The organism is Streptomyces gossypii (assembly GCF_025165795.1).
Classification (GTDB): domain Bacteria; phylum Actinomycetota; class Actinomycetes; order Streptomycetales; family Streptomycetaceae; genus Streptomyces; species Streptomyces gossypii.
On record NZ_JAJAGO010000004.1, the window covers coordinates 1 to 23,986 of the forward strand.

General features: G+C 69.5%; 14 protein-coding genes and 2 pseudogenes. 10 read left to right on the forward strand and 6 right to left on the reverse strand.

What is annotated here, in order from left to right:
- Positions 1–139: 139 nt before the first annotated feature.
- Entirely contained in the window at positions 140–2,992 is a 2,853-nt protein-coding gene (locus tag LHJ74_RS09185; RefSeq protein WP_260217388.1) for a glycoside hydrolase family 3 C-terminal domain-containing protein, read from the reverse strand.
- 231 nt (positions 2,993–3,223) lie between these two features.
- On the opposite strand from LHJ74_RS09185, the gene LHJ74_RS09190 reads away from it, so the two are divergent.
- The 5 genes and pseudogenes from LHJ74_RS09190 to LHJ74_RS34380 all read left to right on the forward strand — a co-directional run bounded on the left by LHJ74_RS09190 (position 3,224) and on the right by LHJ74_RS34380 (position 7,610).
- A complete protein-coding gene (locus LHJ74_RS09190) occupies positions 3,224–4,900 on the forward strand; it encodes an extracellular solute-binding protein (protein ID WP_260217389.1) in 1,677 nt (558 codons plus the stop codon).
- Between the two features lies 1 nt (position 4,901).
- Complete coding sequence (locus tag LHJ74_RS09195) at positions 4,902–5,849, forward strand: ABC transporter permease (RefSeq protein ID WP_260217390.1); 948 nt, start codon at positions 4,902–4,904, stop codon at positions 5,847–5,849.
- Complete coding sequence (locus LHJ74_RS09200; protein WP_260217391.1) at positions 5,846–6,775, forward strand: carbohydrate ABC transporter permease; 930 nt, start codon at positions 5,846–5,848, stop codon at positions 6,773–6,775. The genes LHJ74_RS09195 and LHJ74_RS09200 overlap by 4 nt, the downstream gene beginning before the upstream one ends.
- A 4-nt stretch (positions 6,776–6,779) precedes the next feature.
- Positions 6,780–7,304, forward strand: a pseudogene (locus LHJ74_RS34375) (beta-galactosidase); the annotation flags it as partial.
- 132 nt (positions 7,305–7,436) lie between these two features.
- Positions 7,437–7,610 (forward strand): Beta-galactosidase C-terminal domain, encoded by a 174-nt coding sequence (locus LHJ74_RS34380; RefSeq protein WP_375546721.1) that lies wholly within the window; start codon positions 7,437–7,439, stop codon positions 7,608–7,610.
- A gap of 21 nt (positions 7,611–7,631) precedes the next feature.
- On the opposite strand, the gene LHJ74_RS09210 is transcribed toward LHJ74_RS34380, so the two are convergent.
- Together LHJ74_RS09210 and LHJ74_RS09215 are read right to left on the reverse strand one after the other, a co-directional pair.
- The gene (locus LHJ74_RS09210) at positions 7,632–8,639 is read right to left on the reverse strand and encodes a LacI family DNA-binding transcriptional regulator (protein ID WP_260217393.1); all 1,008 of its coding nucleotides are present in this window, start codon (positions 8,637–8,639) and stop codon (positions 7,632–7,634) included.
- 169 nt (positions 8,640–8,808) lie between these two features.
- Positions 8,809–10,173: a glycoside hydrolase family 6 protein gene (locus LHJ74_RS09215; RefSeq protein WP_260217394.1), complete on the reverse strand. Its 1,365-nt coding sequence runs from the start codon at positions 10,171–10,173 to the stop codon at positions 8,809–8,811.
- 848 nt (positions 10,174–11,021) lie between these two features.
- Between LHJ74_RS09215 and LHJ74_RS09220 the strand changes: the two are divergent.
- A pseudogene (locus LHJ74_RS09220) lies at positions 11,022–12,896 on the forward strand (glycoside hydrolase family 48 protein); the annotation flags it as partial.
- 102 nt (positions 12,897–12,998) lie between these two features.
- The gene (locus LHJ74_RS09225) at positions 12,999–15,365 is read left to right on the forward strand and encodes a xyloglucanase (protein ID WP_311203275.1); all 2,367 of its coding nucleotides are present in this window, start codon (positions 12,999–13,001) and stop codon (positions 15,363–15,365) included.
- Between the two features lie 186 nt (positions 15,366–15,551).
- Here the strand turns inward: LHJ74_RS09225 and LHJ74_RS09230 are convergent, their stop codons facing one another.
- Complete coding sequence (locus tag LHJ74_RS09230; RefSeq protein ID WP_260217395.1) at positions 15,552–16,004, reverse strand: SPW repeat protein; 453 nt, start codon at positions 16,002–16,004, stop codon at positions 15,552–15,554.
- A 292-nt stretch (positions 16,005–16,296) separates the two neighbouring features.
- Here LHJ74_RS09230 and LHJ74_RS09235 point away from each other — a divergent pair, with 292 nt between their 5' ends.
- The 3 genes from LHJ74_RS09235 to LHJ74_RS09245 all read left to right on the forward strand — a co-directional run bounded on the left by LHJ74_RS09235 (position 16,297) and on the right by LHJ74_RS09245 (position 19,193).
- The gene (locus tag LHJ74_RS09235) at positions 16,297–17,604 is read left to right on the forward strand and encodes a sensor histidine kinase (RefSeq protein WP_260217837.1); all 1,308 of its coding nucleotides are present in this window, start codon (positions 16,297–16,299) and stop codon (positions 17,602–17,604) included.
- 82 nt (positions 17,605–17,686) lie between these two features.
- Positions 17,687–18,334, forward strand: coding sequence for a LuxR C-terminal-related transcriptional regulator (locus tag LHJ74_RS09240; protein WP_260217397.1), 648 nt, complete (start codon positions 17,687–17,689; stop codon positions 18,332–18,334).
- A 130-nt stretch (positions 18,335–18,464) separates the two neighbouring features.
- Positions 18,465–19,193, forward strand: coding sequence for a TetR/AcrR family transcriptional regulator (locus LHJ74_RS09245; RefSeq protein WP_260217398.1), 729 nt, complete (start codon positions 18,465–18,467; stop codon positions 19,191–19,193).
- An 8-nt stretch (positions 19,194–19,201) separates the two neighbouring features.
- Here the strand turns inward: LHJ74_RS09245 and pulA are convergent, their stop codons facing one another.
- Positions 19,202–21,922 (reverse strand): pullulanase-type alpha-1,6-glucosidase, encoded by a 2,721-nt coding sequence (gene pulA / locus LHJ74_RS09250; protein ID WP_260217400.1) that lies wholly within the window; start codon positions 21,920–21,922, stop codon positions 19,202–19,204.
- Between the two features lie 155 nt (positions 21,923–22,077).
- Positions 22,078–23,784 (reverse strand): carbohydrate-binding module family 20 domain-containing protein, encoded by a 1,707-nt coding sequence (locus tag LHJ74_RS09255; RefSeq protein ID WP_260217401.1) that lies wholly within the window; start codon positions 23,782–23,784, stop codon positions 22,078–22,080.
- Between the last annotated feature and the right edge of the window lie 202 nt (positions 23,785–23,986).

Genomic DNA, 23,986 nt, shown 5'->3' on the forward strand with positions numbered 1-23,986 from the left:
CGGCGCGTTCAACGTGTCACCACGCCGCTCCACCCGCCGCACCGCCGCATGCGCGGTGAAGGCACCCTCACCGGTGGTGACCTCACGGGCCTGCGCCGCGTAAGAGGCCTCAACACCCTCACGCATCCGCCAAAAGCCGTCAGTGAACATCATCGGTAGGGCTCCTCTGGAAGTCGAGCCGCGCCAGACGGACGGGCCCGCGCAGCCCTACGCGCAGGTCCCGCACACCGGAAGCGGTGAAGGCAGCGGTGCGGGGTGTGTAGTCATACGTCCCACCGGTCGGATCGACGGGCTCCAGGATGGTGGTCGTGGTGCCGGTGGTGACCGAGACCGCTCCCCCGCCCGTCGCCTCGACAATGACGGCGGTGACGCCCGTATTGAAGTCGCAGTCACGGAAGAGCAGTTCACCCTTGGAGTGGGCCGGCGTCACCGCGTCGCCGGAGGCTTTGGTGTGGTCGACGATCTCGGTCCCGACCTGTTCGTCGTACGCCACCGCCGCGAGGCCCTGCTCCCGCACCGGACGGGGGCCGATCGGATCGCCGTCGACCTCGATGGAGGAGGTGATCCGGATGTCCGCGCTGGAGGCTCCGGCAAGCAGTTCGTATGTGCCCGGTGGCACCGTCCAGCGGTCGTGCGCGACGTCGAAGATTCCCAACTCCGCCAGCGGAACGCGGAACTCCAGGTGCCGCGCCGCCCCGGCCGCGAGGTGGAGGCGACGATGCCCGGCCAGCTGCCGGGAGGGCCGGACGACCGGACCGCCCACTGCCCGGATGTAGAGCTGGGCCACCTCGTCGGCGTCCAGGGAACCGGTGTTGGTGACGGTGAACGAGATCGTGAGGACGTCGCCGTCCCAACCGGCCTCCAAGCCCCGGTACATGAAGGAGGAGTAGCCCAGGCCGTGCCCGAACGGGAAGAGCGGCGTGCCCTCAAAGTAGAGGTAGGTCTGGCGGGAGCCGATGATGTCGTAGTCGAGCAGGTCCGGCAGATCGGCGTCGGCCGCGTACCAGGTCTGCGGCAGCCGTCCGGCCGGGGAGACGTCTCCGGCCAGCACGCGCGCGAGTGCGGTGCCCGCCGCCTGGCCGCCGTGCGCCGTCCACAGAAGTGCGGGCAGCGCGGCGTCCGCGTCGCCGACCGCGTACGGATAGGCGGAGACCAGGGCCAGCGCGGTACGGGGGTTGGCGGCGTGCGCCGCGCGCCACAGTCGCTCCTGCTGAGGTGGCAGCGCCAGTGTGGTGCGGTCCTCCGTCTCGCGGCCGTTGATGTGCGGGTCGTTCCCGGCGACGACGAGGACGACTTCCGCGTCCGCCGCGGCACGGGTCACGGCCTCGGCACCGCGCTCCAGGTACTCGATCTCAAAAACCTCGCCCCGCGCGGCAACCCGCACGCCGTCGGCGGCGACAGAGACGTACTGACCCGTCCCTCTGTGCTTGAGGAGGCAGCCCTCCCCGTGGCGCTCCCGTGTGAACGTCTCCTGGACCACCCATCCGCCCGGATCGTCCGCCGATGCGCGGAGGAACCCGTCCGCCGCGACGGAGAGATACCGGCCGTCGGGTGCCCGCAGCGTCCATGCCCCCTCGCCCCAGTCGATCAGGGCAAATGCTGTGGCCTCGCTGCCCACGGTCAGCGGCGGCAGATCAGTGCGGCCCTCCAGCAGCGCCGGGTCCAGCGCACCCTCGGCGTCACGCCCTGCTCCGGCCCCAGCCCCGGTCTGAGGGGCAGGCACCTGGAGCCAGCCCCCGGCGCACTTCAGCCGGACCTGGTCCGCGCCTTCGGCGAAGGTGACGTTCCCGGCGCCGAAGCGCTCGCGCAAGCCGTCGAGCACCGTGGAGCGGCGGATCAGTGTCCCGCTGTACCAGTCGGTCTTGCACACGTCCGCGAGCAGCCCGACGACCGCGATCCGGGTGCCCTCCGCGAGTGGCAGCATCCCGTCGTTCTTGAGCAGCACGATGACCTGCTCGGCGGCCTCGCGGGCGAGGTCCCGGTGTCCGGAGGTGTCGAAGTCCCGCGAGGTGGTGGCCGCGTACGGGTCGAGATGCGGGTCGAACTCCCCGAGGCGGAACCGGACGGACAGCTGCCGACGCGCCGCCATGTCGATGTCGGTCTCGCTGAGCAGGCCCTGTTCCAGGGCGCCGTGGAGCCGGCCGGTGGTGACCGAGGGGTCGGTGCCGTGGTCGGTGAAGCTGTCCACGCCGGCGCGGAGCGCGGCGGCGGTTGCCTGCTCGTGGGTGTCGAAGTACTTCTCGGAGACGACGAGGTTGGTGGGCGCGCCCGCGTCGGAGCAGACCAGCAGTTCCTGGCCGGTCCAGCGGCGCAGATGCTCGCGCAGATACGGCGAGACGTGGTTGGGGCGTCCGTTGACCAGGTTGTAGGCGGGCATCACCCCGGCGACGGCCCCCGCCTCGACAGCCGTACGAAAAGCCCGCAGGTCGTACTCGTGCAGCACGCGAGGGCGCACGGAAGAGGACGTGGTGTCCCGCCGGGTCTCGTTGTTGTGCGCGAGCCAGTGCTTGAGGACGGGCGCCGTGCGCCAGTAGACCGGGTGGTCGCCGCGCAGTCCGCGCGTGTAGGCGACGGCGAGCGCGGAGGTGAGCCCGGGGTCCTCCGAGTAGCCCTCCTCGCCTCTGCCCCACAGCGGGTGGCGCAGCAGATTCACGGTCGGCGCCCACACGTTGAGACCCACGCGCTCGTCGCGGGAGCGCATGGCCCGCGCCTCGGTGCCGACCGCCTCCCCGATCCTGCGCACCAGGTCGTCGTTCCAGGTGGCGCCGAGACCGACCGCCTGCGGGAAGACCGTTGCGGGCCCCATCCAGGCGACGCCGTGCAGGGCCTCCTGACCGGTGCGGAAGGGGCCGATGCCGAGCCGTGCCACTCCGGGCGTGAACTGGTGCAGCAGGGCGATGCGTTCGTCGAGGGTCAGCCGGGACAGCAGGTCGTCGATGCGCCTGTCGAAGGACAGTTCTGGATCTCGGAATGGCGGCGAACTCTCGATCACGGCGAATCCCTTCAGCGAGGTGGTCGAGTGGCCGAGCGGATCTTCGAAGCGCTTCGAACTCGCTTCGGAGCCGTTATAGCACCTGTATCCCTTGAGGAATATAGAGTCCGCGCCTTGTGACGGCCCAAGCCTTCACTTACTCTCGCACCCAACATTGAAGCGCTTCGAAACTTCGACAACCAGCCGGGCGATTCCGCCCTGTGTCCTGGCATGCCACGAAGGGTTGACGCAATGACGCCGAACTCCTCCTCCCCCAGCTCCGCTCTGAGCCGCAGAGGTTTTCTCGCCTCCTCGGCCTTCGCCACGGCCGGGATTGCCGGCGGAATTCCACTGCTCACCGCCTGCGGCGGCAGCGGGTCGAAGAACGAGGGCACCACGACGGGGGAGAACCTCAAGGATCTGCTCCCGGCCTATGTCGCCTCCGACCTGGTCGCCGCGGACATCCCGAGCAAGAACGGCTCGGCCGCGGGTTTCACCACCGCCGTCCCGGCCGGTGAACTCGCCGTCTCCGTGCCCAAGAAGCTCGGCAAGGGCAGCGAACTGACCATCATGGCGCCGATCTACGGCACCTCCCCGAAACAGGGCAACCCGTACTGGACGGCGATGGACGAGGGGGCCGGAGTCTCCGTCAAGTGGGAGAACCAGGAGGGCACGACGTACGGCCAGAAGCTGGGCGCCGTCCTCGCCTCCAGCTCCATACCCGACGCCGTCGTCATCCCCGGCTGGGAGCTGATGGGCAAGATCCCCAGCGCCATCAACAACAAGTTCGCCGATCTGGGCCCGTATCTGACCGGCGACAAGGTGAAGGACTACCCCAACCTCGCCGCCATCCCCACTGCCGCCTGGCAACGCGCCGTGTTCGGCGGCAAGCTGCGCGGCCTGCCGATGCCGGGCGCCGACACCCCGAACATCGCGGCGTTCTACCGAGCCGACCTCTTCAAGGAGCGCGGGTACGAACCGCCCGGCACCACCAAGGAGTTCTACGACCTCTGCAAGGAACTCAACGCACCCAAGAGCCGGGTGTGGGCCTGCGGCGACATGACCTGGGCGGCGTGGAACTTCTTCGGTGTGCTGCCCGAGAAGCCGTACTACTGGAGACTCGTGGACGGCAAGCTCGTCAACCGCTACGAGACCGACGAGTACCTGGAGGCCCTGGCCTGGTCCCGGACTCTCTACTCGGCCGGCTTCGTGCACCCGGACGCCAAGTCCGAGAGCAGCGACATCGGCAACCTCTTCTCCAGCGGCAAGGTCATGATGTACAACGCCGACCTCTCCGACTGGTACGGCAAAACCGTCGTGCAGCGCGTGGACAACCCGAAGTTCGCGATGGCCGCGATGGACTACTTCGCCCACGACGGAGGCGACCCCACCCTCTACACGAACGCGCCCTCCAACATGTGGTGCTTCGCCAGCGAGAAGGCCGACGAGAAGACCGTCGTCGACCTGCTCGCACTCGCCAACTTCACTGCCGCGCCCTACGGTTCCAAGGAGCAGCGGCTGCGCCAGTTCGGCGTCGAGGGCGTCCACCACACTCTCGCCGACGGCGTGCTCAGCAAGAACGGGACGGGCAACAACCAGGTGTTCGGGACATACGAGTACCTCGCTTCCCCGGCCGCATTCCTCGCCTACCCCGACCACCCGGACGTGGTCGAGGGCATGACCGGCTGGCAGCAGCGCCAGGGAGCGCATCTGACCAGACCGCTCTTCTACGGCATGCAGATCCAGGAACCGAACCGCTACACCGCGCTCAACAGCCAGTTCGAGGACCTGGAGAAGGACATCGTGCGCGGCCGCAAGAAGGTCGGCGACATGAAGAAGGCGGTCTCCGGCTGGAAGTCCAGCGGCGGCGACAAGCTACGCGACTGGTACAAGAAACTGCTCGACGAGACCGGCGACTCGGCGTCCTGAGGTGGCGCCGCCCTCCGTCAGAGCGGGCACGCTGCGGCACCGGTTGCGGCGGGACCGCCTCCTGCTGCTGATGGTCCTTCCCGCCCTGGTGCTTCTGCTGATCTTCAACTACGTGCCGCTGATCGGCAATATCGTCGCCTTCCAGGAGTACGACCCCTACATCGCGGACAACGCCTTCCGGGCCATCGGGCAGAGCCCATGGGTGGGATTCGAGCAGTTCCAGCGGATGGTCGACGACCCGCTGTTCTGGCAGTCGGTCCGGAACACCCTGGCGATCTTCCTGATCCAGTTGACGCTGTTCTTCCCGATACCGGTTCTGCTCGCGCTGTTCATCAACAGCTTCGTGCGTCACCGGGTGCGCGCGATCGCCCAGGCGATCCTTTTCCTGCCGCACTTCTTCTCCTGGGTGCTTGTCGTCACCATCTTCCAGCAGATGTTCGGCGGCGCCGGTCTCGTCGCGCAGACCCTGCGCGACCACGGCCACGGCGGATTCGACCTGATGACGAATCCGGGGCTGTTCAAGTTCCTCATCACTTTCGAGATCATCTGGAAGGACGCGGGCTGGGGGGTGATCGTCTTCCTCGCCGCGCTGGCCGCCGTCAGCACCGATCTGTACGAGGCCGCCGCGATGGACGGCGCGAACCGCTGGCGGCGGATGTGGCACATCACGCTGCCCGCCCTGCGCCCGGTCGTGGCGCTGCTGCTGGTGCTCCAGGTCGGCAACGCGCTCACGGTCGGATTCGAGCAGATCCTGCTCCAGCGCACGGCGGTCGGACCGACCTCCGCCGAAGTCCTGGACACCTATGTCTGGAACGTCGGAATCCAGAACGGCGATTTCAGTTACGCGGCCGCCGTCGGAATCATCAAGGGCGTCTTCGGTCTGCTGCTGGTGCTCGCGGCCAACAAGTTCGCCCATCTGCTGGGCGAACAGGGGGTGTACAAGCGATGAGCACGCTGACCGGAACCACCGAGGGGCGCTTTGTGCGCGGCCGTCTCCGCCCGGCGTGGGAGGAGGAGCCCAGCAGGGCCGGACTCGCCACGAAGGGCGTGACGCTGACCCTGGTCTGCCTGGCCGTGATCTTCCCCGTCTGGGTGGTGGTCGTCACCAGCCTCTCCTCGGTCAAGACGATCACCGAGACCGGCGGCCTGGTGGTGATCCCCAAGGGCATCACCTTCGTCGCCTACCAGGAGCTGCTCAGCGGCGGCCAGGTCACCCGTGCGGCCACGGTCAGCGTAGGCGTCACCGTCGTCGGCACGCTCTTCAGCATGGCGGTGTCCGTCCTGTGCGCGTACGGGCTCTCGCGCACCGGGTCCGTGCTGCACCGGCCGATCCTGGTGTTCCTGATCGCCACGATGTTCTTCGGGGCTGGCTTGATCCCGACGTATCTGGTGGTACAGGGCCTCGGCCTCACGGACACCTATCTCTCCCTCATCCTGCCGAGCGCGCTGAACGTCTTCAACATCCTCGTCCTGCGGGCCTTCTTCATGAGCACGGCACAGGAGCTGATCGAGAGCGCCCGCATCGACGGCGCGGGCGACTTCCGCATCCTGTGGCAGATCGTCATGCCCCTCTCCCGGGCCGTCATCGCGGTGATCACGCTGTTCTACGCGGTCGGCTACTGGGGCGCCTGGTTCAACGCCTCCATCTACATCAACGACCCCGACATGCTGCCCCTGCAGAACATCATGCAGCAGCTGGTCATCAAGCAGACCCGGCCCACCGGCCTGGCACAGGCGATCAACACCGGTCATCTCTCACCGCTGGCCATCCAGATGGCCGTGATGGTGCTGGCACTACTGCCCGTGGCCGTGCTGTCGCCCTTCGTCCAGCGGCACTTCAAGCAAGGCATGCTCACCGGCGCGATCAAGGGGTAGGCGGATGCCCGCACTCGACGACACCACTCGCGGCCGGATTCTCTTCGGCGGCGACTACAACCCCGAGCAGTGGCCCGAGGCGGTCTGGCACGACGACATACGCCTGATGAGGGAAGCGGGCGTCAACTCCGTGACCCTCGGCGTCTTCTCCTGGGCCAAGCTCGAACCCCGGCCCGGTGCACGGGAGTTCGGCTGGCTGGACCGCCTGATGGATCTCCTGCACGACAACGGCATCGGCGTCGTCCTCGCGACCCCGACATCCGCTCCCCCGCCCTGGCTGGGGCGGCTCCACCCCGAGACGCTGCCCCGAGACGAGAACGGGCAGACCGAATGGTGGGGCTCACGCCAGCACTTCTCGCACTCCAGCGAGGCCTACCGGCGGCATGCCGCCGCCCTCACCGAGGACCTGGCCGCCCGCTACGGCACCCACCCGGCCCTCACCATGTGGCACATCAACAACGAATACTGCACCTACGACTGGGGCGACGAGGCCGCCGCCGCCTACCAGGGAGGTGCGCTGGACGGGCTGCCCGCCGTACTGCGCCACGGCCGCACCTGGTACGTCTCCACGCTGCCCGAACCGACGGCCCTGCGCGCCCTGCTCGCGCGCGTGTCCGCGGAAGCAGGCGTACGGCCTCCGCTCGGCGGCCTCCCCCCTGGCGTGGAGGCCGTACGCCGCGGTCAGCTGCTCTTCCTCCTCAACCACCGCCGGGACGCCGTCACCGTCGACCTGCCGGACGGCCACCACCTCGACGTACTGACCGGCGAGACCTTTGAGGGCACGCTCACCCTCACCCAACGCGGGGCCGCCGTGCTGGAGCCGCACACCCCCTGACACGGCACCGGGCCGCAGGCGTCAGACGGGCACCGGTCCGGTGCTTGCCCGGACGGTCAGTTCGGGGGCGAGCAGCACCACCTCGTCCTCGTCATGGCCCGCAAGCTTGGCGACGACCCGCTCCACCGCCTGCCGGCCCATCGCCTCGGCGGGGATGGAGACGGAGGTGAGCCGCACGGACGCCTGGAGCACCACCTGGTCCGGGCAGACCGCGATCACCGAGGCGTCCTCCGGGACGGCCCGGCCCTGCTGGCGCAGCAGGCCGAGCAGCCGCTCGACCGCCGACTCGTTCTGCACGACGAATCCCGTCGTGCCGGGGCGCTCCTCCAGGATCCGGGCGAGCGTGGCCATCGTCGGCCCGTAACCCGTCTCGCAGGGGCGGTGCATCAGCCGGAGGCCGAGTTCGCGGCCCTTCTCGCGCAGGCCGTCCAGGGTGCGCTCCGCGAAGCCGGTGTGCCGCTGGTAGACCGCCGGGGCCTCGCCGATCACCGCGACATCGCGGTGGCCGAGGCCGGCCAGATGCTCGGCGCACAGCGCGCCGGTGGCCGTGAAGTCGAGGTCCACACAGGTCAGCCCGGCCGTTTCGGCGGGGAGCCCGATGAGCACCGCGGGAAGCCCGCTTTCGCGCAGCAGCGGCAGCCGCCCGTCGTCGAGCTCGACATCCATCAGGATCACCGCGTCGGCGAGGCCGCTTCCGGTGACGCGGCGCACGGCGGGCGCGCCCTCCTCGCCGGTCAGCAGCAGCACGTCATAGCCGTGCGTACGGGCCGTGGTGGCGATCGCGACGGCGATCTCCATCATCACGGGCACATACATGTCGGTGCGCAGCGGCATCATCAGCGCGATGACGTTGGACCTGCTGCTCGCCAGTGCGCGGGCGCCCGCGTGGGGGTGGTAGCCGAGCTCCTGGATGCTGCGCTCGACGTGCTCGCGCGTGCCGGCGGAGATCTTGCGCTTGCCGCTGAGGACATAGCTGACCGTGCTGGCCGAGACTCCCGCGTGCTTGGCGACCTCGGCAAGGGTGACCATTCGGCTCTCCTGGTCATGGCAGCACACGATGAGATCCAGATCTTAAAGCGGCACTCGCGGACCTGTCCAGAGGGCGCGTCGAAGCGCTTCAACGCCCAGCTTCAACGTCCGCTCGCAGCACACCCGTCGGCGCCGACGGGGGTGGCTCCCCGCCGGCGCCTCGCGTGCGTTACAGCGCCGGGTGCGCGTTCTTCAGCAGCTCCTGGAACTGGGCGGAGAACCAGTGGCCGGAGATCGGTGCGTCCGGCAGCGCGCCGGACGGGTTGTACCCGTTGCGCGGGTTGCCGTTGTACGTCGGGTCACACATGCGGTCGAAACCCTTACCGTCGGGGTTCGGGATCTCCTTGCTCGATCCGTCGGACTCGCCCGGAGGCTTCATCCATACGTAGGCGTCGATGCCGGACTCGGGTGCGGCCTGCGGGCGTTCACCGAGACCCGCGCCCGACTGGTTGCACCAGTTGCCGATGTGGATGCGGCGGTCGTAACGGCCCTCGTCCACATAGCTGTCCACGTTCGTCTGCGGCCCCGGTCCGCTGGGCCGCTCCGAGCCGCCCCAGCCGTTGCGCGAGGTGTCGATCAGCATGCCGATGTCGGAGTTGAAGCCGGTGGAGACCAGTTGCCGGCGGAATGCCTGGGTGAAGGAGAGGGTGTCGGTGTAGCGGTTCCAGTCGACCCACTGCGACTCGCGGACGGACCTGCCGCCGACCGAGTCGTTGATCGTGAAGTTCTCCTCCTTGAGGGCGCTGTAGTTGGCCGTGTTGGTGATGAAGCCGTGCACGTCGTCGACCGTGCTGCCCTCCGCGGTCGCGGCCTGGTGGAACACCCGGGCGGAGGTGGCGAAGTTGTCGTCCCAGCCGATCCAGCCGTGGTGGCCCGCGTCCACGTAGTTGTAGACGTTGCCGACGTCGCCGAGCTTGTTCAGCGCGTAGCCGACCCCCTTCACGTAGTTGCCGTTGGCGAGCATCGTGTCGCACTCGGGAGTGGCGGTGGCGCGGCCGCCGGTGTTGGTGACCAGGTTGGGCAGCGAGTCGATCTCGACGGTGGTGACGATCCGCAGGTCCTCGTACTTGGCGTCGTCGAGGATGCGGGCGATCGGGTCGATGTACTCGGTCTTGTACCTGCCGATCTCGGTGGGACCGAGCTCTCCGTTGGAGGCGAGGGCCGCGCAGTCGCGTCCCGGCAGGTTGTAGATGACCAACTGGATGACGTCGGCGTCCTGCTGGAGGGCGGTGTCGAGGTGGTCGCGCAGGCCCATGGTGTCCCCGGCGCCCTCGATCGCGGCGATCCGGTCGAGCCAGACACCGGTGGGCTCACCGGCCACGGCGCCGCCACCGGGCTCGGCGGCGGCCTTCGCGGACCACTCGGGGTTCACGTACTGCTTGGCGCCCACATACGGGTTGTCGACCCGCTCGGCGGCCTGGGCGCTGGCGGTGCCGGTCGCCGCGATCACGCCGCCGCCCGCCGTGACGGCCAGGGCGCAGAGCGCGGCCCCGAGCGTGCGCCGCCTGCGGTGCTGGGTATGAGTGCGTTTCATTATGGGGGTGTTTCCTCTCAGTTGAGGGCACGCGGATGCTCGCGCGGCCCGGTACCGAATGCGGTCGGTGTGCCGTCGTGAGAGCTGTTCAGGGAAGGGCCCGATGAGCGACCGGTGACGGCTGCCGTTTCGGCAGGCACCCCGGCGGGGCGTGTTGAAGTTCTGGACGTACCGGACCGCGGCGGGCTGCGGCGGGCTGCGCGCAGGCCGGCTCCGAGCCGGTGGGTGCTCCCGTCCTCGCCGACGGACTGGTTGCCCTCGGCCTACAGGACAGGTGGGGGTGCCGCGGCGACCCGTGCGGTGCCCGCCGTCGGCAGGACGGCGGGCACCGCCAGACCAGGCGGTGGTGAGCACGACACCTGCGGGCCGCCAGGATGCGGAGCAGGCGTGGGGGGTGTCGCATGAGCGACTCCTTGTCGGTCAGCCGTGGCGTGCCGTCGTCCGACGGCGCGTCACGCAAGATCAACTAACGGAATCGCTCCCACTGGTAAAAGCGGAAGCTAGCACTGTGCCGCCGCCGTGAACAGATAGGTTGAACGGGTTTCTTGGATTTTCCTGTCGAAGTTGTTCGATAGTTCAATTCACGCGAACGCCCTTGACATCTCTTCGGGACACATGGACTTTGGGAGCGCTCCCACTGGTTCGTTGCTCGCCGCACAGAGCTCACCCCCCATCGACCCGACAGGAGAGTCCAGCGCATGCGCGCCTTACCCGACCCCCATGAATCCCCAGGGCAGTTCAGTCGCAGACGCCTGCTCGCCCTGGGTGCCGCAGCCCTCGCGACACCACTCGCAGTATCCCTGAACCCCGCAGGTCAGAGCGCCCACGCTGCCTCCGCCGGCGTCGCGGCCACCGAGTACGAGCAACGCTTCCTCGATCTCTACGGGAAGATCACCGACTCGGCGAACGGCTATTTCTCGCCCGACGGCATTCCCTATCACTCCGTCGAAACACTGATCGTCGAGGCCCCCGACCACGGCCATGAGACGACCTCGGAGGCGTACAGCTATCTGATCTGGCTACAGGCCATGTATGGCAAGGTCAGCGGCGACTGGAGCCGGTTCAACGCGGCATGGGAAATCATGGAGCAATTCATGATCCCGACTCATGCGCAGCAGCCGACGAACAGTTTCTACAATGCGTCGAAACCAGCCACCTACGCCGGCGAGCACGATCTTCCGTCGGCCTATCCCTCCCAGCTCGACCCGTCGATCGCGGCCGGCTCCGACCCGATCGCGGCCGAGCTGAAGAGCGCGTACGGCACCGACGACATCTACGGCATGCACTGGCTGCAGGACGTCGACAACGTCTACGGCTACGGCGGCGGCGCGACGGGCCCGGTGTACATCAACACCTTCCAGCGCGGCCCGCAGGAGTCGGTCTGGGAGACCGTCCCGCACCCCACTCGCGACGAGTTCGCCCACGGCGGCCCGAACGGCTATCTGGACCTCTTCACCGGCGACGCCTCCTATGCGAGGCAGTGGAAGTACACCAATGCGCCGGACGCCGACGCCCGCGCCGTCCAAGCCGCCTACTGGGCCCATGTGTGGGCCTCGGCCCAGGGCAAGGAGGGCGAGATCGCGGGCACCGTCGCCAAGGCGGCGAAGATGGGCGACTATCTGCGCTACGCCATGTTCGACAAGTATTTCAAGCAGATCGGCGACTGCACGGACCCCTCCGGCTGCACACCGGGCAGCGGCAAGAGCAGCTCCCACTACCTGCTGTCCTGGTACTACGCGTGGGGCGGCGCGACGGACACCTCGGCGGGCTGGGCCTGGCGCATCGGTTGCAGCCACAGCCACGGCGGGTACCAGAACCCGCTGGCCGCCCACGTGCTCAGCTCGTACGCCCCGCTCCAGCCCAAGTCGGCGACGGGCAAGGAGGACTGGGCAAAGAGCCTCACCCGCCAGATCGAGTTCTACCGCTGGCTGCAGTCCGCCGAGGGCGCCATCGCGGGCGGCGCGACGAACAGCTGGCGGGGCCGCTACGCCGAACCTCCGTCCGGCACCGCCACCTTCTACGGCATGCACTACGACGAGAAGCCCGTCTACCACGACCCGCCGTCCAACCAGTGGTTCGGCTTCCAGGCATGGTCGATGGAGCGCGTCGCCGAGTACTGCCACGAGACGGACGACACGGACGCGCGGGTCGTACTCGATCGGTGGGTGGCGTGGGCACTCTCCGAGACGACCGTCAACGCGGACGGCACGTACAGCTTCCCGTCCACGCTGCGCTGGTCCGGGCAGCCCGACGACTGGGACCCGGCCAACCCCGGCGGGAACGCGGGTCTTCACGTGTCGGTCGCCGACTACACCGACGACGTGGGGGTGGCAGCCGCGTACGCCAAGACGCTGACGTACTACGCGGCTGCGTCCGGCCACACCAAAGCGGCATCCACGGCCAAGGCGCTGCTGGACGGCCTGTGGGAGCGCTACCAGGACGACCTGGGCGTGGCGGTGCCCGAGGAACGGGCCGACTACCGCCGCTTCTCGGACCCGGTGTACGTACCGGGCGGCTGGTCGGGAACCATGCCGAACGGCGATCCCGTCGACTCCTCCTCGACCTTCGCCTCCATCCGCTCCTTCTACCAGGACGACGAGGACTGGCCGAAGGTGGAGGCCTATCTGGGGGGCGGTCCGGTGCCCTCCTTCACCTACCACCGCTTCTGGGCCCAGGCGGACATCGCACTGGCCCTGGGGGTGTACGCGGAGCTGCTGGAGTAACGGCCCGGCCCTCTCTCCGCGTACCGGGCCGGACCGGGCCTCGGGCCCTGTCCGGTCCTCCCCATGCCAGCACAGACGGACAGGCTGTGAAGGGAACTCCCCATGCCTCCTGCGCTCCGCGCGCCCCGAGCGCGCGCCCTACCCGCCCTGCTGGGCCTCCTCGGCGGGCTGCTCGCGGGCAACTCGTCGGCGTCCGCCCAGCCGAGCACCGCACACTCCGCACCCGCCGCGGTCGCAGCGACCGCCGAGACCGCCGAGACCGCCGAGACCGCCGCCGAGCCGTACGACTGGAAGAACGCCCGCATCGACGGGGGCGGCTTCGTCCCAGGCATCGTCTTCAACCGGACCGAGCCGAACCTCGCCTACGCCCGCACCGACATCGGCGGCGCCTACCGCTGGCAGCAGTCCTCCAAGACCTGGACGCCCCTGCTGGATTCGGTGGGCTGGGACGACTGGGGCCACACGGGCGTGGTGAGCATCGCCTCCGACTCCGTCGCCCCGGACAAGGTGTACGCCGCCGTCGGCACGTACACGAACGACTGGGATCCGGGCAACGGCGCCGTGCTGCGCTCCGGCGACCGGGGCGAGAACTGGCAGAAGGCCGACCTGCCGTTCAAGCTGGGCGGCAACATGCCTGGCCGCGGCATGGGCGAGCGGCTCGCCGTCGACCCGAACGACAACAGCGTGCTGTATCTCGGTGCGCCGAGCGGCGAAGGGCTGTGGCGTTCGACGGACTCGGGCGTGAGCTGGTCCGAGGTGACGGCCTTCCCCAACCCCGGGAACTACCAGCAGGATCCGTCCGACAGCTCCGGCTACGCCTCCGACAACCAGGGCGTCGTCTGGGTCACCTTCGACGAGTCGACGGGCACGGCGGGCGGCGCCACCCAGACCGTCTATGTCGGGGTCGCCGACAAGGAGAACGCCGTCTACCGCTCGACGGACGGCGGCGCCAGCTGGGAGCGCATGGGCGGACAGCCCACCGGCTTCCTTCCGCACAAGGGCGTGCTGGACGCCGAGAACGGCTATCTGTACGTCGCCTACAGCGACAAGGGCGGCCCCTACGACGGCGGCCAGGGGCAGGTCTGGCGCTATGACACCGGCAGCGGCGAGTGGAAGGACATCAGCCCGGTCGCCGCGGGTGACACCTTCTACGGCTTCAGCGGACTCACCGTCGACCGGCAGCACCCGGGCACGGTCATGGTGACCGGCTACAGCGCCTGGTGGCCGGACACCCAGATCTTCCGCACCAAGGACAGCGGCGAGAACTGGACGAACGCCTGGGACTACACGTCCTATCCGAACCGCTCGAACCGCTACACCATGGACGTCTCCTCGGTGCCCTGGCTCTCCTGGGGCGCGCATCCGTCGCCGCCGGAGCAGACCCCGAAGCTCGGGTGGATGACGGAGGCGCTGGAGATCGACCCGTTCGACTCGGACCGGATGATGTACGGGACGGGCGCGACGGTCTACGGGACGGAGAACCTCACCAACTGGGATGACACGGGAGGCCAGTTCACCATCACGCCGATGGTCGAGGGCCTGGAGGAGACCGCGGTCAACGACCTTGCCTCTCCCCCGTCCGGGGCGCCGCTGCTGAGCGCGCTGGGCGACATCGGCGGCTTCCGGCACACGGACCTCACCAAGGTCCCGTCGCTCATGTACACCTCGCCGAACTTCAGCACCACGACGAGTCTCGACTTCGCCGAGTCGAATCCGGGCACGGTGGTGCGAACCGGCAACGTCGACACCGGCCCGCATGTGGCCTTCTCCACGGACAACGGCGCCAACTGGTGGGCGGGCAGCGACCCTTCGGGCGTCTCGGGCGGCGGCACGGTGGCCGCGGCCGCAGACGGCAGCCGCTTCGTGTGGAGCCCGGAGGGCACGGGCGTCCACCACGCGTCGGGCTTCGGCAACTCGTGGTCGGCATCCGACGGCATCCCGGCGGGCGCGGTCGTCGAGGCGGACCGGGTGAACCCGCGGAAGTTCTACGGCTTCGCCTCCGGCTCCTTCTACGTGAGCACGGACGGCGGCGCGACGTTCACCGAGCGGGAGTCGGACGGCCTCCCGTCCGGCAGCTCCGTCCGCTTCCGTGCCGTCCCCGGCGAGGAGGGCGACATATGGCTCGCGGGCGGCAGCGGAGGGACGTACGGGCTGTGGCACTCCACGGACTCCGGCGCCAGCTTCACCAAGGTCCCGGGTGTCGAGGAGGCCGACACCATCGGCTTCGGCAAGGCGGCGCCGGGCGCCTCGTACCAGACGCTCTACACCAGCGCGAAGATCGGCGGTGAGCGCGGCATCTTCCGCTCCACGGACGCAGGCGCGTCCTGGGTACGCGTCAACGACGAGGAGCATCAGTGGGGCTGGACCGGCGCGTCGATCACCGGTGACCCACGGATCTACGGCCGGGTGTACGTCTCCACGAACGGGCGCGGCATCGTCTACGGCGACACGGCGGCGCAGCACCAGTGACCTCGCACGTATGCGCGCCTCCCGTTGTCCGGGAAGCCCCGCGGTGCCGCTGTGGCACCGCGGGGCGGGAGACCGGGACCGCGCCTGCGTGCTCTCCGGCGTCTGACCACTCTCCGGGCGTCTTCACTCACGCGGCGTGCGCGTCGAGGACCGGCGGAGCGTTCACGGCGCCCCGCCGGGTCGTCGTCACTTCTCGCGGCCGACCTTGCGACTGGTCCTCATCGCCACTGCCGCGCATGCCAGTCCGAGCAGGAAGGTGAGGCCGCCGATGATGGCGTTGTTCCAGATGATCCCCGCGTCGGGATCGGTCCCCACGATCCAGGAGGACAGAACCAGCCATGCGCCGATCGCGCACATGGCCCAGCTCAGGCCGTACATCCTCTCCGGCGCCACGGTGAACCCGAGGGCCAGCAAGCCGAGCGCGACGCCCACGATGAGGTGGTGTGTCGCCAGCTCGGGCTGGGATCCGGAGAAATGGATCGTCCAGGGGGAGACCGCACAGTAGAGGCCGACCAGGAAAACCGGCCCGTCGACAAGCACGACATCCCGCCCGTTCAGCATGCGGGAGTAGCGTGCGCGCATTTCAGGCGCATCGGGGTGACCTGCGATGTCACCTCTGGTCTGCGAGACGTTGCTCACAGGACTCGCCTCCTTATGATCTCGCAAGTCGGGTCTGACCACGCCGGACGCCTGTCGAGCCGTCCGCATTCTCATTGTGCGCGCATTGCGCCCTTATCGGTAGATATGGGACAGATTTCATCGAGTTCATCTCGTCCGGGTCTGCCGGGCAGTGGTGCCAGATACACCTCGGTCAGGGGGCCGGTCCCCGTGACCTGCGGCCCCGCGCACAGGAGACTGGAGCCATCCTGGAACGGACCGGCGGGATGCCGCCGGAGGCCCCGGGCGGAGAAGGAGCACGCAAGTGAGCATCGTGGACACGTCGGCAGGGCGACGGCGACCCTCCATCCGCAGGTCACTGCTGGCGGCGGCGCAGGGCCTGGCGCTGGCGCTGCTGTCGATCGGCGTCTCGCTCGCGCTGTTCATCCTCTCGGTCGTCTCGATCGCCTTGATCGTGACCGGAGTGGGCGTCTTCACCACCCCGGTGGTGCTGTCCTGGGTGCGGATGCACGCCAACCAGCGGCGCCTGCTCGCCTCCCAGTGGTCCGGCGTCGCCATCCCGCCGCCCTACCGGCCACTGCCACGCGACATGCGGCCGGGCGTGACCGGCGTGGTGGAGCGGCTGATCTTCCTCCTCAAGGATCCCGCCACCTGGCGGGACATCCTCTGGCTGCTGGTCGACGCCGTCGCGGGCTTCGTCACGGCGCTGTTTCCGCCCGCCATGATCGCGTACGGCGTCGAGGGCCTCCTGATGATGCTGGGGCTGTGGCGGGTGATGGGCGATGGCTACTGGTACGGCTTCATCCGCGTCGAGGGCTTCGTCAGCGGCGTGCAGTGCGCACTGCTCGGCGCCGCGCTGCTCGCGACCGCCATGTGGGTCAACCCGTATCTGGTCAAGGCGCACTTCCTGATCGCCAGGAGTCTGATCGCGCCCACCCGGGGCGCCCAGCTCGCCCGCCGCGTGGAGCGGCTCTACGAGACCCGGCACGACGCGGTGGACTCCTCGGCGGCCGAACTGCGCCGCATCGAGCGCGATCTACACGACGGCGCACAGGCTCGGCTGGTCGCCATGGGCATGAGCCTGGGCACCATCGAGGCGCTCATCGAGAAGGATCCGGCCAAGGCCAAGGAGCTGCTGGCCCAGGCCCGTTCCTCGTCCGCCGAGGCGCTCACCGAGCTGCGCGACCTGGTGCGCGGCATCCACCCGCCGGTGCTCGCGGAGCGCGGTCTGGGCGATGCGGCCAAGGCGCTGGCGCTGCGGATGCAGATCCCGGTCGAGGTGGACGTGGAGCTGCCGGGCCGGTTCGAGGAGCCGGTGGAGTCCGCCGCCTACTTCGCGATCAGCGAGGTGCTCACCAACGCGGCGAAGCACTCCGGGGCCTCCATGGTGTGGCTGGACATCCACCACAGCCGCTCGGCGGGCGACATGCTCCGCATCGCCGTCACCGACAACGGGCGCGGCGGCGCCTCGCTGGACAAGGGCACCGGCATGCGCGGTATCGAGCGGCGGCTGGGCTCACTGGACGGCGTTCTCGCCGTGAGCAGTCCGCCGGACGGGCCGACGATGGTCACCATGGAGATCCCCTGCGAGATCGTCGTAGCGGGCCCGACAGGGTCATAGGCGGCTTCGCAGGCGGTAGATTCTTCGTGATCCGGCCCCCGGTTCAGCAGTCCGACGATCCAGCCGCCCTGATGGAGTTTCCGTGCGCGTTGTCCTCGCAGAAGACCTCTTTCTCCTGAGAGACGGCCTCGTCCGGATGCTGGAGGCGTACGAGTTCGAGATCGCCGCCGCGGTGGACAACGGGCCGGAGCTGACCCGGGCACTGGCGGAGCTGCAGCCCGATGTCGCGGTCGTCGACGTACGGCTGCCCCCGTCGTTCAGTGACGAGGGCCTGCAGTGCGCGCTGGAGGCCCGCCGCAACCGGCCCGGCCTGCCGGTACTGGTGCTCTCCCAGCATGTCGAACAACTGTACGCACGGGAGCTGCTCGCCGACGGGAACGGCGGGGTCGGCTATCTGCTCAAGGACCGGGTCTTCGATGTGGAGCAGTTCATCGACGCGGTCCGGCGGGTGGCCTCCGGCGGCACGGCGATGGACCCGCAGGTGATCCAGCAACTGCTGTCCCGGCGGGCGCAGGACAAGCCGATGGCGAACCTGACGGCCCGGGAGAAGGAGGTGATGGAGCTGATGGCCCAGGGCCGCTCCAACGCCGCGATCGCGGCCCAGCTCTTCATCACCGAGCGGGCCGTCGCCAAGCACACCTCCAACATCTTCGGGAAGCTGCGGCTGCCCCCTTCCGACGACGACAACCGCCGCGTGCTGGCGGTGCTGGCCTACCTCGACCGGGGCTGAGGGCCTGTCCGGATGCCTGGGACCGGACGCGCGCCTGTGCAAACGCCCGTGCAGGCGCCCGTGCAACTCTGTCCGGATTCCGCCGGGTCCGTACCCCCGCAGGGTTACCGGGCTCGTTAGGGTTATCCCCATGACGACCACCCCGACCACCGGTGCACGCCGCAGGATGGGTGTCGAGGAGCGACGGCAGCAGCTGATCGCCGTGGCGCTGGAGCTGTTCAGCCGCCGTTCCCCGGAGGATGTCTCCATCGACGACATCGCGAGCGCAGCAGGGATCTCCCGGCCGCTCGTCTACCACTACTTCCCCGGCAAGCACAGTCTCTACGAGGAGGCGGTACGACGGGCGGCCGAGGAGCTCGCGTCCCGGTTCGCCGAGCCGCAGGAGGGCCCGCTGAGCGAGCGGCTGCTGCGGGTCATGCGCCGCTACTTCGACTTCGTCTCGGACCACGGCCCGGGTTTCTCCGCCCTGCTGCGCGGCGGTCCGGCGGTGGGCTCGGCGGAGGCGAACGCCATGATCGACGACGTGCGGCAGGCCGCGCACGCACAGGTCCTCGCACACCTCGGCATCGCCGAGCCCGGCCCCCGGCTCGCGCTCGTCGTCCGCTCCTGGGTCGGCCTCGCCGAGACCACCGCGCTGACCTGGCTCGACGGCCGAAGCCTGCCGCGCGAGGAGCTGGAGATCCAGCTCGTCCACGACTTCCTGGCGCTGGCGGCGGTCACGGCGATGCAGGATGCGGAGACGGCCGGCGTCGTGCGGGCCGTGCTCGCGCAGGAGCCGGCGGACGGCCCGATCGACGGCCTGGTCAGCGAGGTGCTGGCGCTGGCCCCGCGCCGCGTCCCGGTGCCCGGCCCCGTCTGAGCGGGGGGTCAGCGGGCCTTGAACACCGCCACCGTGCGCGGTGGCACGGTGAAGGTGCCGGTCGCCTCGTCGTAGGAGGAGGCTTTCACCGTCCGGTCCGCACCCCTGGCCTGCACCGGGTGCAGCGCGTAGTCCCGCCCGGCGAGGGTGCCGACGGACGGGCGCTGCCGCTCGGGCGTCGCGTTGAAGACAACGGTGAGGTCGCCGGAGCGCATCACGATGACACCGGGCGTCTGTCCCTCGGTGCCCGACAGCGGGAAGGACACCTGGCGCTGCACCTCGGCGGCGCTGTCCAGGGAGAGGGCCGCCTCGGTGGCCCGGATCCGCGTCAGATCCTGGTAGGCGGCGGAGGCGGCCTCGGTATCCCGGCAGGAGGGGACGAGCGCCGGGCCGGCCAGCAGCGGCTTCGCGTACGGCCACTTGTCCTGATTGTCCCAGGCGGGCGACAGGCCGCGGCCGAAGCCGTTACCCGCACCGTCGCGGCAGTCCCACCGGATCGCGTTGAACCAGTCGCCGGAGTCGAAGGAGTTGCGGTCCAGCGATTTGGAACGCAGCCGCTCGCTGCCCGCCTGGCTGAGCGCCGGGCCCTGGGAGAGGGCGGCGGTGCCCATCGCGAGCACCTGCGTACGGGCCCGGTCGGCCGCCGTCGTGTCCTGCGGCAGCTTGTAGGCGAGGGCGTCGTAGAGCGTCTCGTTGTCGTGCGCGTCGGCGTAGGCGACGGCCTCCTCGGGGGACGCGGTGTATCCGGCCGGTGCGCCGTTGTAGTCGACCTCGGAGCCCTTCACCCGCTTTCCGGCGGAGTTGGTGAAGCTGTAGCCGGCGAGACTGCCGGTCAGGCCGACCTTGATCAGATCCTGGTAGTGCAGCAGGCGGGCGCGCTGCTCCTGCCGGGTGCCGTTCGCCTCCGAACCGTTCGGGTCGGTGTACAGGCCGCTGCCGAAGCCCTGGACTCCGGGATCCTCGTCGAACGGGCCGCCGCCGCGCACCGCGTCGCGGGCGCGGTCGGAGAAGGTGGCCACGCCGGTTCCGGCCATGTTCGGCTGGGTGGCCTGGACGAAGCGGGCGTCACCGGCGACCTCCCCGAAGTCCCAGCCCTCGCCGTACATGATGACGTTCCTGCCGTCGACGCCGTCCTTCGCGGGCGTGAGCCTGTCCAACGCGGCCCGCACGGCAAGGATGTTGGCCTTGGGGTGATGCCCCATCAGGTCGAAGCGGAAGCCGTCGACCTTGTACTCCCTGGCCCAGGTGACCACGGAGTCCACGATCAGCTTGCCCATCATGGTGTGCTCTGGCGCGGTGTTGGCGCAGCAGGTGGAGGTGGCGACCGAACCGTCCTTGAGGAGGCGGTGGTAGTAGCCGGGCACGATCCGGTCCAGCACCGACTTCGGGTCCTGGCCGGCGGCGTACGTGTGGTTGTAGACGACGTCGAGGACCACCCGCAGCCCGGAGCGGTTCAGGCCGCGCACCATCTCCCGGTGTTCCAGGGTGCGTCGGGCGCCGTCCGGGCTGGTGGCGTAGGAGCCCTCGGGCACGGTGTAGTGCAGCGGGTCGTATCCCCAGTTGTAGGCGTCCTTGCCGCGTACCTCCCCCACGCACTCCTGCTGGCGCGGGGAATCGGCGGGCAGGGCGGCGAGGTCGCAGTCCGGTTCGGCCTGGTCGCGCCTCCGTTCCGGAATGCTGGCGATGTCGTAGGTCGGCAGCAGGTGGACATGGGAGGTGCCGGAGCGGGCCAGTTCCCGCAACTGCCGCATGCCGTCCGAGCGGCGGTCGGTGAAGGCGAGATAGCCGCCCCGGTGCCGGGCTGGAGCCGAGGTGTCGGCTACGGAGAAGTCGCGGACGTGCAGCTCCTGGACACGGGCGTCGCGCAGCGGGGTCGCCGCCGGTTTCCGCAACCGCTCCCAGCCGCGGGGCGTGAGCTCGCGGGCACTCAGGTCGACGAGCAGACTGCGCTTCGAGTCCGCGGTGAGCGCGGTGGAATAGGGGTCCGTCACCTTGTTGGTGACAACTTCGCGCACGGACGGCGCCCACACGCGCACCCGGAAGCGGTAGGGCTTGCCACGCCAGTCCCGGTCACCCCGGACGCTCCACACGCCGGTGGCTCCGTCGCGCCGCATCCGTACGGTCTCGCCGTCCAGTTCCAGCGCCACCTGGCGTGCGGTGGGGGCCCATACGGAGAGGGTGGGCCGCCCTTGCCGGTCGAAGACGGGGCCGAGCCGGACCTCCGCGGCCTTCTCACCGTACAGATCGTCGAGCACTCCGGGGATCTGCACGCCGGTCGACTCCAGCGTGGTGCCGTCGGCCGCCCGCCGGGTGACGATCAGGCTTCCCCTGGTCGCCTCGCGGATGCGGTCGCGGTCGCGCCGGTCGACGGTGAACGCCGAATAGCCCTTGAGATGCGGGTACTTCGCGCGCTGCGCCTCGGACAGCCCGCCGTCGACGAGGTTCAGCCGCAGTCGCTCGTGCCTGCCGTCGCCGTAGTCGAGCTGCCGCCGGGTCCCTTCGGTGGCCTCGGAGGGGCTGGAGGCGTCGGTGTCCCAGACCACGGTCTCGCGGTCGATCCACTGCGCCTCGGCGGCGGGCTCTGGTGCGGGCGCGGGTGCGGGTGCGGGTGCGGCCTTCGCGGAGTCCCGTACGAGGGCACCGGCGGGGGCCGCCGCGCCGATGAGCGGGGTGAGCAGGACAGCCGCCAGGGCGGCGGTCAGGCCGCGGCGCACGGAGCTTCCGTTCACGGAGCGCTCTCCTTCCGGTGGTGGGTGGGGGCAGGGGCGGGGATGTGACGGGCCGCCCGGCGGGCGGGGAATCCGGAAAGGCGCCGGGCGGCCCGAGTTGCTGCGGCCAGCTGGTCATGCGGTCCAGCTGGTCAGGCGGATCGGACCCATGCGCGTCAGCTGCGCCAGCTGTCCGTGACCTTCACACCGCCCTCGCTGGGCACGGTGAACGAACGGTTGCCGCCGCTCTCCCACTGCACGGTGCCGTTCCCGTCCTTGCGGATGTACTTGTACTCGCACGACGTGCCCGCGGGCAGGTCCAGCGACAGCTTCCACCGGGGGTAGTCCGCGGGGTCGAGCTTCGGAGCGCGGCCGGTGTCCCAGTTGCCGAGCGCCTCGCAGCTGCCCGCGACATGGACGTTCTGGCCCGGCACGGTGGTGGCGTTGACCTGGAGGTCGACGCCCTCACCGGCCGGCGGGTCCGGGTCCGGGTTGCCGCCGGAGCAGTCCCGCGCCCCGGTGTGCAGGGCGAGGGCGGTGTTGGCGCCGAGTGTGGCGCTGAACCGGCCGGAGCCGTCCACGGTGACGGTTCTGCCGCTCTGCACCTCGCAGTAGTCGCCGCCGGGCAGCGAGGTCTGGAAGGTGCGGTTCAGTGAGCCGCCCTCGTGGTTGATGGCCACGAAGCCCTTGTCGCCGCGGCTGAAGGCGATCGCGTCGTTTCCGTTGTCCCACCAGTCGGTGACGGACTGGCCGCGGGTCTCGCTGCGGAAGCCGACCATGGACTCGATCTCCGGCCAGGCGTGCTGGCACTTCCAGCCGTCCTCCCAGCAGGCGTTGACGGTGCCGCCCCTGGGCGGTCCGGCGTCGTGACCGGAGAACTCGTACCCGGAGTGCACGTCGGGGGAGCCGTAGGGCCAGGCCAGCATGAAGACGTTGGCCAGGGTGTAGTCGGCGCCGTCCTTGTAGCTGAGCGTGGAGCCGTTGCGCTCGGTGTCGTGGTTGTCGACGAACACGGCGGACTTGCCGCTCTCCATATAGCCCCAGCCCTCGCCGTAGTTGCCGAGGGAAGAGAGCTTCTCGTGTCGGAAGACCCGCTTCAGGTCGCGCCCGTAGCGGAACTCCTGGACGTCGCCGGTGCCGAGGTACTCGTCGGGCGAGACGGCCTCGCCCGCGCCGTGGATGACCTCCATCTTCCAGTAGACGTCCGGGTTGCTCAGCCGGGACTTGATGTCGGCGAGGTCTCCGGCGGGCATGTGCTTGGCGGCGTCGACGCGGAAGCCGTCCACGCCCATCGACAGCAGGTCGTTGAGGTACTCGGCGATGCGGCCGCGTACGTAGTTCTCGCCGGTGTCCAGGTCCGCCAGGCCCAGCAGTTCGCAGTGCTGGACGTTGTAGCGGTCCCCGTAGTTGTTGCCGATGTCGGTCCGGCAGTCGTCCATGTCGGCGGACGAGTAGGTGCCCGGGTAGTCGTAGTGGGTGTACTGGGAGCCGCCGGTGCCGGTGCCGGACCCGGCGGTCATGTGGTTGATGACGGCGTCGACGGTGACCTTGACCCCGGCGCCGTGGCAGGTGTTCACCATGTCCTGGAACTGCTGCCGGTTGCCGAGCCGCCCGGCGATCTCGTAGCTGACCGGCTGGTACGAGGTCCACCACTGGCCGCCCTGGATGTGCTCCTGGGGCGGTGAGACCTGGACGTAGCCGTAGCCGGCCGGGCCGAGCCTGCTGGTGCACTCGCGGGCGATGGAGTCGAAGTCCCACTCGAACAGCACCGCGGTGACGTCCTTCTCACCCTGTGGTGCCGCCTGGGCCTGTGGTACCGCGATCAGTGACGCTGCCACGCCCGCGACGGTCGCGAGCAGGGCGGTGACGGTTCTTCGGGCCACGATGCCTCCTGAGAGATGAAGCTGATGTCGTGTTTCAGCCCCGGGGCAACGCGCCGCGCCCGTAAGGCGGTTGAACCAATCCGACCGGCCGGGCGCGTGGGGCCCTTGCGGGGCCCCCGGCCGGCCGGACCGGAACAGTGGCGAACGTAACAGCTTGCAGAAACTTCTGGAATAGATTGCACCGAGGTTTCGTGGGTTTGCA